Origin of the sequence: Geodermatophilus sp. CPCC 206100, assembly GCF_048569675.1 — a bacterium.
Taxonomy (GTDB): Bacteria; Actinomycetota; Actinomycetes; order Mycobacteriales; family Geodermatophilaceae; genus Geodermatophilus.
On record NZ_JAQISV010000029.1, the window covers coordinates 1 to 13,583 of the forward strand.

The window sequence follows — 13,583 nt, forward strand, 5'->3', positions numbered from 1 at the left end:
GGGCAGCACGCGGGGGGCGAGGCCCGCTCCGCGCAGCGCGTCGAGGACGCCCGCGGCCGCCACCCGGGCCCGGCCGCGGCCGGCGGCGGGGCTGATCAGGACGGCGACCTCCGCGCCGGCACCCCTGCCGGGGCCCGCCGCGGGCCCGCGCGGGCCGGGCGTCAGGGAGCTCAGCCGCGGGAGCGGGCCGGACCGTCGGCCGGGGTGCGGTGCAGGTCGTCCAGCGGGGTGGGTGCGGCGTCGAGCTCGGACGGGGCGGCGTCCAGCGGCGAGGCCTCGTCGTCACCCACGTCGTGGAAGTGCTCGTTGGCCGCCCGCTTGGCGCGGCGCTTGTCCACGATCCGGGCGATCTGGATGGCGATCTCGAACAGCACCACCATCGGCAGCGCCATCGCCAGCATCGTGAAGGGGTCCTGGGTCGGCGTCACGAAGGCGGCGAAGACGACGGTGAGGAAGAAGATCCACCGCCGGCTCTTGCGCAGCGTGTCGTAGCTGAGGATGCCGACCAGGTTCAGCGCCACCGCGATCAGCGGCAGCTCGAACGACAGCCCGAAGGCGACCAGCAGGCTGATCACGAAGCCCAGGTACAGCTCGGCGGTGAGCTGGAAGGCCACCTCGTCGCCGGCCAGGGTGAGCAGCAGCTCGAGGCCCTTGCGGAGGGTGACGTAGGACAGTGCCGCACCGAGGGCGAACAGCAGCGTCGAGGCGGCGACGAAGCCGACCGTGTAGCGCTTCTCGTTGCGCTTGAGGCCCGGGGTGACGAACGACCAGAGCTGGTAGAGCCAGAACGGCGCCGAGATGACCGCACCGGCGATCACCGCGATCTTCAGCCGCAGCAGGACACCGCCGAAGACGTCGAGCACGACCAGGCGGCACTGGTCGTCCCCCTGCAGCCGCAGGTCGCCGGGGAGGGCGCAGTACGGCTCGGTGAGGAAGGTCAGCAGGCCGTGGTCGTACCAGAGGAATCCGACGACGGTGCCCAGCGCGAGGGCCAGCAGCGACTTGGCGACGCGGTTGCGCAGCTCGGTGAGGTGCGCGATGAGCGTCATCGTCGCGGCCGGGTCCCGCGGCGGGCGGCGTCGCCGCACGCGGGACCGCCGCGAGGCGTCGTCGCTCATCGTGGTGCCGGGGTGGAGGGTCAGCGGGGGCTGTCGGTCTGCTGGGCGGCGCGCGCCCGCAGCTCGGCGGCCCGGGCCTCGGCGGCCTGCGCCTCGGCCTCGAGGACGGCGGCGTCGGGACCGGCCGGCGGCAGCACCTGGCCGCGGACCGGAGCGGTCCGGGCGGCGTCCTTGCCGCGCACGTCGTCGTCCTTCATGCCCTTCATCTCGCCCTTGAAGATCCGCAGCGAGCGGCCGAGGGAGCGGGATGCGTCGGGCAGCTTCTTGTACCCGAAGAGCAGCAGGATGGCCAAGAGGATCAGGCCGATCTCCAGGGGGCCGAGTCCGGCCATTTCGTCCTCCAGCAGGTCGAGGTGACAACGACGATGCTACGTGCCCGGACGGCCGCCGACTCCCCCGCAACCGGGGGGTCGGAGGGTGAAATCAGGGGGAGGACGAGGTGTCCCGAGCGCGAACGGCGGCCGCCTGCACCTGCGCCACGACCGGCCGCAGCTCCTGCTCGAAGGCGGTCACCTCCCGCCGCAGCCGGCCGAGCGCGCCGACCAGCCCGTGGCCCAGCAGCGCGAGGACGACGACGGCGAGGACGGCGACGACGATCCACACGACCAGCAGCACGGGCCGACCCTAGCCGTCGGCGCCGCGGACCGGCGGCACGTCGGCGGAGTAGCGCGCGAGGGCCGCCCGCGCGTCGGCGGCCAGCTCCGCGGCGAGGGGAGCCGGCTCGTCGACGGTCGCGGCGCCGCCGAGGGAGGCCACCAGCCGCTTGGCCCAGGCCACGTCCGCGGTGCGGACGGCGACGGCCAGCCCGCCGGGCGGGTCGTCGACCTCCCGCACCTCCTCGACCGGGTAGTACTCGGCCACCCAGCGGGCGGTGCGCTCCAGCCGCAGGCGCACGACCGGGGAGCCGGCCTCGGGCTGGTAGAGCCCGCTGTCGACGTCCCGCTGGGGGGCGTCGGGCGGCGGGGTGGCCGGCTCGTCGAGGACGACGACGTCGTCGACGCGGTCCAGGCGGAACAGCCGGACCCCCTCGGCGCGGCGGCACCACGCCTCCAGGTAGGACTTGCCGTCGACCAGCAGCAGCCGCATCGGGTCGACCGTGCGCTCGGTGCGCTCGTCCCGGGTGGGCACGTAGTAGTGCAGGTGCAGGGCCCGCCCGCGCTCCAGCCCCTCCCGGACGACGGCCAGCGCCTGCTCCCGGGCGTCCACCGACAGCGCCACCGGGGTGACCCGCTCGGCGGCGTGGCCGGCGGCGGCCGACACCTTGGCCAGGGCCCGGCTGACCGCCTCCCGCTCCGCGAGGCCGGGCAGCTCCAGCAGCGTGCGCAGCGCGACGACCAGCGCGACCGCCTCGTCGGTGGTCAGCCGCAGCGGCCGCACCATGCCCGCGGTGAACGTGACCCGCACCCGGTCGCCCTCGAAGGCCAGGTCGATGAGGTCGCCGGGCCCGTAGCCGGGCAGGCCGCACATCCACAGCAGCTCGAGGTCGCGGCGCAGCTGCCGCTCGGGGACGCCGAAGTCGCGGGCCGCCTCGGCCAGCGGCACGCCGGAGGGCCGGGCGGTCAGGTACGGGACGAGCGACAGCAGCCGGGTCATCCGGTCGTTGGTGGCGGCGGCGGCGCTCATGCCATCGCCGCCAACCGGGTCAGCCGCGCCACGACCGCCTCCCGCACCTCGGCCGGCGCCTCGACGACGACGTCCGGACCGTAGGCGGCCAGCTCGTCGGCCAGCCGCCCCGGCGCGGTGGTGCGCAGCTGCAGCCGGTCCTCCACCTGACCGGTGCCGTCCTCGGCCGGGCCGAGGGAGACCGCGCGGCGGCGCAGCCCGATCGCGGTGCCCGGCCGGGCGCGGACGACGACGAGGTGCTCCTCGGCGCCGAACTGCCCGGCGACCATGGCCGCGAGGTCGACCCCCTCCGGCGGCTCGAAGGCGTTGGCCGGGCCCACCGCCCGCGGCGTGCCGACCACCCGGGACAGCCGGAACGAGCGCCGCTCCCCCCGGTCCAGGTCCAGCCCCACCAGGTACCACCGGCCGTGCCAGGCGACCACGCCCCAGGGCTGGACGCTGCGGGAGGCCGGCGTGGCCTCGTCGGGACGGCGGTAGTCGAACTCCAGCCGCCGGCGGTCGCGGGCGGCGACGTAGCAGGGCTCGAAGGCCGGCTCGTCGGAGTCCAGCCGCGGCTGCAGCGGGATGGTGCGGCCGGTGTCGACGTCCACCCCCGCCGCCTTGAGCTTGACCAGCGCGCTGTGCGCGGCGCCCGACAGCTGCGCGGACTCCCACAGCCGCAGCGCCAGGCCGACCGCCGCGGCCTCCTCGCCGGTGAGGGTGATCTCGGGCAGCTCGTAGTCGGCGCGGGCGATCCGGTAGCCGTCCTCGGTGTCGAAGACGCTGGTGCGGCCGGTCTCCAGCGGCACCCCCATCTCGCGCAGCTCGGCCTTGTCCCGCTCGAACATCCGCTTGAAGGCCTCGTCGGCGCGCGCGCTGCCGTCGTCGGGCTCGTAGCCCGGGACGGTGGCCCGGATCTTCGCCGCGGTCACGTACTGCCGGGTGCCGAGCAGGGCGATGACCAGGTTCACCAGCCGTTCCGCCCGCTTCGCCGCCACGCGCACAGGCTAGTCACGGACCCCCTGTCCCCCGCCACTCGCAGCCGCCGCCCAGGCCGGCCCCGGTGCAGGCGCCCGCATCGAGCCTGCGAGGCGCGGGGGGCACCGGGGTCCCTACTCTGCGGACGTGGGGGAAGCAGCGACGACGGTGCAGCGGATCCGGTGGCGACGCGGGACGGTGACCACGGTGGGGCGGTCCTGGCGCGACGCGCAGGAACTGACCGTGCAGGTCCCGGAGGACGGCGAGGTGCGGGCGCTGGCGCACCCCTCGCTGGTGGGCGTGCCCGAGGTCGGCGACGAGGTGCTGCTCAACACCACCGCCTGGGCGCAGCGGCTGGGCACCGGCGGCTACGCGCTGGTCGTCGCCGTCCCCGACCGGTTGCCGCCCGACCCGGCCGGCCCCGGCCACCTGGTGAAGGCGCGCTACACCCCGCTGCAGGTCACGGTGCAGGGCGTCGACGAGCAGGAGACCGAGCACCACCGGACCATCGCCGACGCCGAGGACCTGGCCGGCATGCCGGTCGTCGTGGCCGACCTGCACTCGGCGCTGCCGGCGGTGCTCATCGGCGTGCTCGGCACCGACCCCGACCTGCGGGTCGCCTACGTGATGACCGACGGCGGCGCGCTGGTGGCGGGCTTCTCCCGGACGCTGGCGGCCCTGGGGCCGTCGCTGGCCGGCGTGGTCACCGTCGGCCAGGCGTTCGGCGGGGACGTGGAGGCGGTCACCCTGCACACCGGGCTGCTGGCCGCCAAGCACGTGCTCGGGGCCGACGTCGCGATCGTCACCCAGGGCCCGGGCAACCTGGGCACCGGGACGCCGTGGGGCTTCTCCGGGGTGGCCGCCGGCGAGGCGTGCAACGCCGTGTCGGTGCTGGGCGGGCACCCGGTGGGGGCGCTGCGCATCTCCGACGCCGATCCGCGCCCCCGCCACCGCGGGGTCTCCCACCACTCGCTCACCGCCTTCGGGCGGGTGGCGCTGGCCGGGGTCACGCTCGTGGCGCCGCGCGGGCTGGGCTCGGAGCTCGGCGGGCAGGTGGAGGACGACCTGGCCGGGCAACCGGAGCGCAACCCGGTCGTCTGGATGGACGTGGACGGGCTGGAGGACGCCCTCGGCCTGTCCCCGGTGCCGCTGTCGACGATGGGCCGCGGCTGGCCCGAGGAGCGCGCGTACTTCCTCGCCGCGGCCGCGGCCGGCCGCTACGCCGCGCTGCGGGTGCCCCTGCCCGACGAGGCCTGAGCGGGGTGCCACGGCGCGGATGCCGCGCCCGTGGCACTCCGCTGCTCCCTCACATGGACGCGATGAGCTTGTCGACGCGCTCGTCGACGGCCTTGAAGGGGTCCTTGCACAAGACGGTGCGCTGGGCCTGGTCGTTGAGCTTGAGGTGCACCCAGTCGACGGTGAAGTCGCGGCGCTTCTCCTGGGCCTTGCGGATGAACTCCCCGCGCAGCCGGGCACGGGTGGTCTGCGGCGGCACGTTCTTGGCCTCGAACACCCGCGGCTCGTGGGCCACCCGGTCGACCTGGTTGTTGCGCTCGAGCAGGTAGTACAGGCCGCGCCGACGGCTGATGTCGTGGTAGGCGAGGTCCATCTGGGCGATCCGCGGGTGGGACAGCGGCAGGTCCCGCTTGGCCCGGTAGCGCTCGATCATCGTGTACTTGGTGGCCCAGTCGATCTCCCGGTCGATCAGCGACAGGTCGCCGGAGTCCACCGCCTTGAGCACCCGGCCCCACAGCTCCAGCATCTGCCGGTGCACCGGCCCGAAGCCCTCGCGGTCGACGAACTCCGCGGCGCGGCTGTGGTACTCGGACTGGATCTCCAGCGCCGACATCTCCCGGCCGTTGGCCAGCCGCACCTTGCGCCGTCCGGTCATGTCGTGGCTGATCTCGCGGATGGCCCGGATCGGGTTCTCCAGCGTCATGTCCTTGATCGGGACGCCGGCCTCGATCATCCGCAGCACCAGGTCGGTGACGGCGACCTTGAGCAGCGTCGTCGTCTCGTTCATGTTGGAGTCGCCGACGATGACGTGCAGCCGCCGGTAGCGCTCGGCGTCGGCGTGCGGCTCGTCGCGGGTGTTGATGATCGGTCGCGACCGGGTCGTGGCCGAGGAGACGCCCTCCCAGATGTGCTCGGCGCGCTGGCTGACGCAGTAGATCGCCCCGCGCGGGGTCTGCAGCACCTTGCCCGCGCCGACCACGATCTGCCGGCTGACCAGGAACGGGATGAGGACGTCGGCCAGCCGGCTGAACTCCCCGTGCCGGCCGACCAGGTAGTTCTCGTGGCAGCCGTAGCTGTTGCCGGCCGAGTCGGTGTTGTTCTTGAACAGGTAGATGTCGCCGGTGACGCCCTCCTCGGCCAGCCGCTGCTCGGCGTCGACCAGCAGGCCCTCGAGGATCCGCTCACCGGCCTTGTCGTGCACGACCAGCTCGGTCAGGTCGTCGCACTCGGCCGTGGCGTACTCCGGGTGGCTGCCCACGTCCAGGTAGAGCCGGGAGCCGTTGCGCAGGAACACGTTCGAGCTGCGCCCCCAGGACACCACCCGGCGGAACAGGTAGCGGGCCACCTCGTCGGGGGACAGCCGGCGCTGGCCCTTGAAGGTGCACGTGACGCCGTACTCGGTCTCGATACCGAAGATCCGTCGTTCCACGATCCGACTCTAGGCGCCCATCCCGACACTGGCCCGCCTGCGACGCACGGTCAGCGTCGATCGGCCGGCGGCCCCGTCCAGGGCACCGCCCCGAGCCCGTGAGGGGTGGGGAGGACGGGGCCCTGCCTCAGGTGGTGGGCGCCTGTCCCCCGCTGCCGGCGGTGCCGCCGGTGTCGGGGGCCGCCGGGTCGCCGAGTCCGGCCGGGGTGCCCGGCTGGGGGGTGCTGGGGCCGTGGGCCGCGGTGTGCGGCTCCTCCGCGGCCTCGGCCGCGGCGGTGTCGCCGCCCTCCAGGAGGGTCCGCAGCGCGGCGCCGACGACCCGCCGGAACGCCCGCTTGGGCCGCCGGCGGTCGAGGACGGCGACCTCCATCTGCTCGGCGGTCAGCAGCGCCGGGCCGCCGCCGTTGGCCCCGCTGGTGGCCGGACTGACCGCCGACAGGGCCTCGACGCCGACCCGCAGCGCCTCCGCCAGGCCCATGCCGGGCAGGTAGTGCTCGCGCAGGTGGGTGCTGACCGCCTCGGCCTGACCGCCCATGACGACGAAGTCGGGCTCGTCCACCACCGAACCGTCGAAGGTCAGCCGGTAGAGCTGGTCGGTCTCGGGGGTGTCGCCGACCTCGGCGACGCACAGCTCCACCTCGTAGGGCTTCATCTGCTCGGTGAAGATCGCGCCGAGGGTCTGCGCGTAGGCGTTGGCGATGACCCGGCCGGTGACGTCGCGGCGGTTGTAGGAGTAGCCCCGGACGTCGGCCAGCCGGACGCCGGCCACCCGCAGGCTCTCGAACTCGCTGTACCGGCCGACCGCGGCGAAGCCGATGCGGTCGTAGAGCTCGCCCACCTTGTGCAGCGTGGAGCTCGGGTTCTCGGCGATGAACAGCACGCCGTCGACGTAGGTGACGACCGCGACGCTGCGGCCGCGGGAGATGCCCTTGCGGGCGTACTCCGAGCGGTCCCGCATGAGCTGCTCGGGCGAGGCGTAGTACGGCATGGTCATGGCGTCAGCCCTGCCCGTCCGCGGCGGACCGCTCGTCGACGATGGTGGCGGCGATCGAGGCGACCTCGTCGTCGGTCAGGCGGACCGCGCCCTCGGCGTCCACCCGGTAGACGATCGGGTACAGCCGGCGCACGGGGTCGGGGCCGCCGGTGGCGGAGTCGTCGTCGGCGGCGTCGTAGAGCGCCTCGACCAGGCACCGGGTGGCGGCCGCACCGGACTGGCCGGGCCGCCAGGTCTTCTTCAGGGAGTTGCGGGCGAACATGGAGCCGGAGCCGACGGCGGAGTAGCCGCGCTCCTCGTAGTTCCCGCCGGTCACGTCGTAGCTGAAGATCCGGCCCGGGGTGACCCCCTCGGCGGCGTCGAGGTCGAAGCCGGCGAACAGCGGCACCACGGCCAGCCCCTGCAGGGCGGCGCCGAGGTTGCCGCGGATCATCTGCGCCAGCCGGTTGGCCTTGCCGTCCAGGGAGAGCGTGAGGCCCTCGATCTTCTCGTAGTGCTCGAGCTCCACCTGGTAGAGCTTGACCATCTCGATGGCGATGCCCGCGGCGCCGGCGATGCCGATGACCGACCAGGCGTCGGCCGGGTAGACCTTCTCGATGTCCCGGCTGGCGATCAGGTTGCCCATCGTGGCCCGCCGGTCGCCGCCCATGAGGACGCCGCCGTCGTAGGTCACCGCGACGATCGTGGTGCCGTGCGGGGCGAGGTCACCGACGGGCAGCTGCGGCACGGCCCGGCGGCCGGGCAGCAGGTCCGGCGCGGCCGTCGCGAGGAAGTCGGTGAACGAGGAACCCACCCGGTCCAGGTAGGCGGGCGGGAACCCGCTCCGGCCGGCTGACGACTCGCTCACGTATCCGCCTCTCCCGCCGCACCGTGTCGGCGTTCCCCGCTGGTCCGGCGCCCGGCAGACCTGGTCCTGCCGGACCGTCCCGGGCGTCGCTGCGACCCTACCGGCGGGCTCCCCGGCCGGCTGGGCTCACCCGGACCGCCCGCCCGACTCCTGGAGCAACGTGAGCGCCTGGCGCTCCCGGTGCCCCTCGACGTAGAAGGCAGCCATCCGGAGCAGGAACGGGTCAGATCGCGCAGAGGCCGCCCTGGGCGGTGAGCATGGCGTCAGCATCTCCGGCCGTGATCCCGTAGCGGCGCGTGAGGTGATGGGTGCGGGATCCGCCGTACCTCTCCTGGAACGCCTTGCCCCGCACGTTGTGGCAGAACTCGCAGTAGGGCGCCCGCCCGGACGGCTGCCCGGCGTTCCGGGCGAAGTCGTCCATCGGCTCGACCAGACCGCAGTCCGGGCACCACTCGTGCCCCTCCATGCATTAGAAGCCGAGGCCGTCTCGCCGGGCTCGATCGCGCGTGAACTCGGCGGCCGGCCTCAGCTCACCACGATCGTTGCAGTACTTCTCGACCACCATTCTCGGCGTGGCGCCAGAGATGGCTCATTGGCCGCCCTTCTGCACATAACTCCGAACGAACTCCTCGGCGTTCTCCTCGAGGACCTCGTCGATCTCGTCGAGGATCGAGTCGACGTCCTCGCTCATCTCCTTGTGACGCTCGGCGACCTCGGTGTCGACCGAGCCCTCGACGTCCTCGGTCTCCTCCCGCGTGCGCGTGGTGCGCTGCTGACCGCCGGTGTCCCTCGTGGCCATGGGTGCCTCCAGGTCTGAGTGGCTGCTGCCTGGTCAGAAAGCTACCCGCGCCGGGTGACGAACGGGTGTCGGCCGGCCGGCGGTGGACGCCCTCAGCCGCGGGTGATCGTGTCGACGAGCTCCTGCGCCGAGGACGTCGCCTCGAAGAGCCCGCCCACGTGGTCGCGGGTGCCGCGCAGCGGCTCCATCGTCGGGATGCGCACGAGGTTCTCGCGGCCCAGGTCGAACACCACCGAGTCCCAGGACGCAGCCGCCACCTGGGCCGGGTAGCGGCGCAGGCACTCGCCGCGGAAGAAGGCCCGGGTGTCCGTGGGCGGGTGCCCCACCGCGCGGGCCACCTCGTCGTCGGCCAGCAGCCGCTGCATCGAGCCGCGGGCCACCAGCCGGTGGTAGAGCCCCTTGTCCGGCCGGACGTCGGAGTACTGCAGGTCGACCAGGTGCAGCCGGGAGTCGCCCCAACTCAGGCCGTCGCGGCTCCGGTACCCCTCCAGCAGGCGCAGCTTGGCCGGCCAGTCCAGCCGGTCGGCCAGGCGCATCGGGTCCACCCGCAGGTCCTCGAGCACCTCGGCCCAGCGGCGCAGCACGTCGTCGGTCTGCTCGTCGCCCTCCCCGCGGTGGTCGACGTGCCGCTGCGCCATCTCCAGGTAGGCCTCCTGCACGTCGAGGGCGGTCATCCGCCGTCCGTCGCGCAGCCGGACCTTGTGCGACAGCGACGGGTCGTGGCTGATCGCCTGCAGTGCCTCCACCGGCTCCTCGATGCTGAGGTCCTGGGTGAGGGTGCGGGCCTCGATCATCGCCAGCACCAGCGACGTGGTGCCGACCTTGAGGTAGGTGGACAGCTCGGCGAGGTTGGCGTCGCCGATGATCACGTGCAGCCGGCGGTACTTGTCGGCGTCGGCGTGCGGCTCGTCGCGGGTGTTGATGATCGGCCGCTTGAGGGTCGTCTCGAGGCCGACCTCGACCTCGAAGAAGTCCGCGCGCTGGGACAGCTGGAAACCGCGCGTGCGGCTCTCGGTGCCGATGCCCACCCGCCCGGAACCGGCGAACACCTGGCGGGTCACGAAGAACGGGATCAGGCCGCGGATGATGTCGAGGAACGGCGTCCGGCGGTCCATGAGGTAGTTCTCGTGCGAGCCGTAGGACGCGCCCTTGCCGTCGGTGTTGTTCTTGTAGAGCTGGATCGGCACGGTGCCCGGGATGCGCGCCGCCCGGCGGGCGGCCTCGGCCATGACCTGCTCCCCCGCCTTGTCCCACAGGACGACGTCGCGCGGGTTGGTGACCTCCGGCGTCGAGTACTCCGGGTGGGCGTGGTCCACGTAGAGCCGGGCGCCGTTGGTGAGGATGACGTTGGCCATCCCCGAGTCCTCGTCCAGGTCGTTGTGGTCCAGCGCCTGCGCCGGGGACAGGTCGAAGCCGCGGGCGTCGCGCAGCGGCGACTCCTCCTCGAAGTCCCAGCGCGGCCGGCGCGGCGTCGGCGCCTCGGCCACCGCCCACGCGTTGACCACCTGGCTGGACAGGGTGGTCGGGTTCGCCGACGGCTGGCCGGGCACCGAGATGCCGTACTCGACCTCGGTGCCCATGACCCGCCGCACACTCATGCACCAACCCTAGGCCGCCCCGCCGACGCCGTCCGGGACGCACCCGCCCGGCTCGCGGGGGCCCGGACCGACGCTCCGGCACGCCGACGGCCCGGCCCCCGCAGCGGGGACCGGGCCGGGTGCGGCGTCCTCTTACAGGTACTGGCCGGTGTTGGTCGCGGTGTCGATCGCGCGGCCGGACTCGGTGCCCTTGCCGCTGATGAGCGTGCGGATGTAGACGATCCGCTCGCCCTTCTTGCCCGAGATCCGCGCCCAGTCGTCGGGGTTGGTGGTGTTGGGCAGGTCCTCGTTCTCCTTGAACTCGTCGAGGCACGCCGCCATCAGGTGGCCCACCCGCAGCCCGCCGCCGGGCCCGGCCTCCAGCCGCTCCTTGATGGCCATCTTCTTGGCGCGGTCGACGATGTTCTGCAGCATCGCGCCGGAGTTGAAGTCCTTGAAGTACAGGACCTCCTTGTCACCGTTGGCGTAGGTCACCTCGAGGAACCGGTTCTCCTCGCTCTCGGTGTACATCCGCTCGACGGTGCGCTGGATCATCCCGCCGATGGTGGCCTCGCGGCTGCCGCCGTGCTCGGCCAGGTCGTCGGGGTGGATCGGCAGCGAGGTGGTCAGGTACTTGCTGAAGATGTCGCGCGCGGCCTCCGCGTCCGGACGCTCGATCTTGATCTTCACGTCCAGCCGGCCGGGCCGCAGGATCGCCGGGTCGATCATGTCCTCGCGGTTGGAGGCGCCGATGACGATGACGTTCTCCAGGCCCTCCACGCCGTCGATCTCGCTGAGCAGCTGCGGGACGATCGTGCTCTCCACGTCCGAGGAGACGCCCGAGCCGCGGGTGCGGAAGATCGAGTCCATCTCGTCGAAGAAGACGATGACCGGCGTCCCCTCGCTGGCCTTCTCCCGGGCCCGCTGGAACACCAGCCGGATGTGCCGCTCGGTCTCGCCGACGTACTTGTTGAGCAGCTCGGGGCCCTTGATGTTGAGGAAGTAGCTGCGCCCGGAGTTGGTGCTGGTCTCGCCGCGCATCGCGGCCACCTTCTTGGCCAGCGAGTTGGCGACGGCCTTGGCGATCAGCGTCTTGCCGCAGCCGGGCGGACCGTAGAGCAGGATGCCCTTCGGCGGGCGCAGCTCGAACTCGCGGAACAGGTCGGCGTGCAGGAACGGCAGCTCCACCGCGTCGCGGATCTGCTCGATCTGCCGGGCCAGGCCACCGATGTCGGAGTAGTCGATGTCGGGGACCTCTTCGAGGATGAGCTCCTCGACCTCGCTCTTGGGGATCCGCTCGTAGGCGTACCCCGAGCGGGTCTCCAGCAGCAGCGAGTCGCCGCTGCGCAGCGGCTGGTCGGTCAGCGAGTCGGCGAGGTAGACCACCCGCTCCTCGTCGGTGTGCCCGATGACGAGGGCCCGCGGCGTGACGCCGTCCACCGGCTCCAGCAGCTCCTTGAGCATGACGACGTCGCCGGCGCGCTCGAAGCCGCACGCCTCGACGACGTTCATCGCCTCGTTGAGCATGACCTCCTGGCCGTGCCGGAGGTCGTCGGGCTCCACCGCCGGGGAGAGCGACACGCGCAGCTTGCGGCCGCCGGTGAAGACGTCGACCGTGCCGTCGTCGTGGCGGCCCAGGTAGACGCCGTAGCCGGAGGGCGGCTGGCCGAGCCGGTCGACCTCCTCCTTGAGCGTCACCAGCTGCTCGCGGGCGTCACGGAGCGTGCTGGTCAGCTTGTCGTTGCGCTCGGAGAGGAAGGCCGCGCGGCCCTCCGCCTCGGCGATCCGCTCCTCGAGCGCCCGCACCTGGCGGGGGCTCTCGGCCACCTTGCGGCGGAGGAGGCCGATCTCCTCCTCGAGGTAGGAGATCTGGCTGAGCAGTGCCGCGACGTCACGCTCACGCCGCGCTCGGAACTCGTCGGGACCCAGGCCCATCGCGCACCTCCGCACACATCGGGAGAGCCAGGACGCCAATCTATACACGCCCCACGACAGGGTGCTCAGGGCTCGCGGTAGCACCCGGTCACACCTCGGGCACGGGCGTGTTGCCGGCCCGGCGGAGGCGTCCGGGCCTCAGCCCTTCTGGGCCCGCCGCTGCCGGATCGGTGCCACGACGCCCTCGGCCAGCCGCCGGGCGGTGACCAGGAAGGCGGTGTGGGCGACCATCCGGTGCTCGGGCCGGACGGCGAGCCCGACGGCGTGCCAGGGCCGCACCAGGGACTCCCACGCGTACGGCTCGGTCCACCCGCCCTGCGCGCGCAGCGCCTCGACGTAGGTGGACATCTGGGTCACCGTCGCCACGTACCCGATCAGGACGCCGCCCGGGCGCAGCGCGGCCGCGACGGTGGGCAGCACCGCCCACGGCTCGAGCATGTCCAGCACGACCCGGTCGACGGCCTCCTCCGCCGGGTGCCCGGCGAGGTCACCGAGCCGCAGCGACCAGTTCCCGGGCACCTCGCCGAAGAAGGCGCCCACGTTGGCGCGGGCCACGTCGGCGAAGTCCTCCCGCCGCTCGTAGCTGGTGACGGTGCCCCGCTCCCCCACCGCGCGCAGCAGCGAGCAGGTCAGCGCCCCGGACCCGGCGCCGGCCTCGAGCACCCGCATCCCCGGCCCGATGTCGCCGGAGCCGACGATCTGGGCGGCGTCCTTGGGGTAGATGACCTGGGCGCCCCGCGGCATCGACAGCACGAAGTCGGCCAGCAGGGGGCGGAGGGCGAGGTAGCCGGTGTTGGCCGTGGAGTGGACGACGGAGCCCTCGGGCGCGCCGATGAGGTCGTCGTGCGCGATGGCGCCGCGGTGGGTGTGGAAGAGCTTCCCGGGCTCGAGGACGACGGTGTGCAGCCGGCCCTTGGGGTCGGTGAGCTGCACCCGGTCGCCGACGGCGAAGGCCCCGGGCACCGGCGTCCGGGGGGTCGTCTCGGGCACGTCGGCGGGCTCGGTCGTCGGCTGCTGGTCGTCCACGGGCGGCCAGCCTACGGAGTGCGTGCGGAGCGTCTCGGCGCG

Annotated in this window: 14 protein-coding genes; 1 reads left to right on the forward strand and 13 read right to left on the reverse strand. The window is 73.3% G+C overall.

Annotated features, from left to right (window positions below; translation table 11 throughout):
* Window positions 1-170: 170 nt before the first annotated feature.
* The 5 genes from tatC to PGN05_RS14480 all read right to left on the reverse strand — a co-directional run bounded on the left by tatC (window position 171) and on the right by PGN05_RS14480 (window position 3,718).
* On the reverse strand, window positions 171-1,118 hold the full coding sequence (tatC, locus tag PGN05_RS14460; RefSeq protein ID WP_419753252.1) for a twin-arginine translocase subunit TatC: 948 nt from the start codon (window positions 1,116-1,118) through the stop codon (window positions 171-173).
* A gap of 20 nt (window positions 1,119-1,138) precedes the next feature.
* Window positions 1,139-1,450, reverse strand: coding sequence for a Sec-independent protein translocase subunit TatA (gene tatA, locus PGN05_RS14465; protein ID WP_419753253.1), 312 nt, complete (start codon window positions 1,448-1,450; stop codon window positions 1,139-1,141).
* 91 nt (window positions 1,451-1,541) lie between these two features.
* The gene (locus PGN05_RS14470) at window positions 1,542-1,733 is read right to left on the reverse strand and encodes a hypothetical protein (protein ID WP_419753254.1); all 192 of its coding nucleotides are present in this window, start codon (window positions 1,731-1,733) and stop codon (window positions 1,542-1,544) included.
* A 9-nt stretch (window positions 1,734-1,742) separates the two neighbouring features.
* Entirely contained in the window at window positions 1,743-2,741 is a 999-nt protein-coding gene (locus tag PGN05_RS14475; RefSeq protein WP_419753255.1) for a helix-turn-helix transcriptional regulator, read from the reverse strand.
* The gene (locus tag PGN05_RS14480; protein WP_419753256.1) at window positions 2,738-3,718 is read right to left on the reverse strand and encodes a helix-turn-helix transcriptional regulator; all 981 of its coding nucleotides are present in this window, start codon (window positions 3,716-3,718) and stop codon (window positions 2,738-2,740) included. The genes PGN05_RS14475 and PGN05_RS14480 overlap by 4 nt, the downstream gene beginning before the upstream one ends.
* Before the next feature lie 127 nt (window positions 3,719-3,845).
* On the opposite strand from PGN05_RS14480, the gene PGN05_RS14485 reads away from it, so the two are divergent.
* Window positions 3,846-4,955, forward strand: a complete 1,110-nt coding sequence (locus PGN05_RS14485; protein ID WP_419753257.1) for a DUF3866 family protein — start codon at window positions 3,846-3,848, stop codon at window positions 4,953-4,955.
* Between the two features lie 49 nt (window positions 4,956-5,004).
* Here the strand turns inward: PGN05_RS14485 and pafA are convergent, their stop codons facing one another.
* The 8 genes from pafA to PGN05_RS14525 form a co-directional block, all read right to left on the reverse strand.
* Window positions 5,005-6,363: a Pup--protein ligase gene (gene pafA / locus PGN05_RS14490; protein ID WP_419753258.1), complete on the reverse strand. Its 1,359-nt coding sequence runs from the start codon at window positions 6,361-6,363 to the stop codon at window positions 5,005-5,007.
* Between the two features lie 127 nt (window positions 6,364-6,490).
* Window positions 6,491-7,357, reverse strand: coding sequence for a proteasome subunit alpha (gene prcA / locus PGN05_RS14495; protein ID WP_419753259.1), 867 nt, complete (start codon window positions 7,355-7,357; stop codon window positions 6,491-6,493).
* A 4-nt stretch (window positions 7,358-7,361) separates the two neighbouring features.
* The gene (gene prcB / locus PGN05_RS14500; protein ID WP_419753260.1) at window positions 7,362-8,204 is read right to left on the reverse strand and encodes a proteasome subunit beta; all 843 of its coding nucleotides are present in this window, start codon (window positions 8,202-8,204) and stop codon (window positions 7,362-7,364) included.
* A 223-nt stretch (window positions 8,205-8,427) separates the two neighbouring features.
* Entirely contained in the window at window positions 8,428-8,670 is a 243-nt protein-coding gene (locus PGN05_RS14505; protein ID WP_419753261.1) for a hypothetical protein, read from the reverse strand.
* Window positions 8,671-8,793: 123 nt separating this feature from the next.
* Window positions 8,794-9,003, reverse strand: coding sequence for a ubiquitin-like protein Pup (locus PGN05_RS14510; RefSeq protein ID WP_419753262.1), 210 nt, complete (start codon window positions 9,001-9,003; stop codon window positions 8,794-8,796).
* A gap of 92 nt (window positions 9,004-9,095) precedes the next feature.
* Window positions 9,096-10,601: a depupylase/deamidase Dop gene (gene dop, locus PGN05_RS14515; RefSeq protein WP_419753263.1), complete on the reverse strand. Its 1,506-nt coding sequence runs from the start codon at window positions 10,599-10,601 to the stop codon at window positions 9,096-9,098.
* A 132-nt stretch (window positions 10,602-10,733) separates the two neighbouring features.
* Entirely contained in the window at window positions 10,734-12,515 is a 1,782-nt protein-coding gene (arc, locus tag PGN05_RS14520) for a proteasome ATPase (protein ID WP_419753264.1), read from the reverse strand.
* Window positions 12,516-12,653: 138 nt separating this feature from the next.
* Window positions 12,654-13,505 carry a tRNA (adenine-N1)-methyltransferase gene (locus tag PGN05_RS14525; protein ID WP_419753341.1) on the reverse strand — a complete coding sequence of 284 codons (852 nt, stop codon included), beginning with the start codon at window positions 13,503-13,505 and terminating at the stop codon, window positions 12,654-12,656.
* Between the last annotated feature and the right edge of the window lie 78 nt (window positions 13,506-13,583).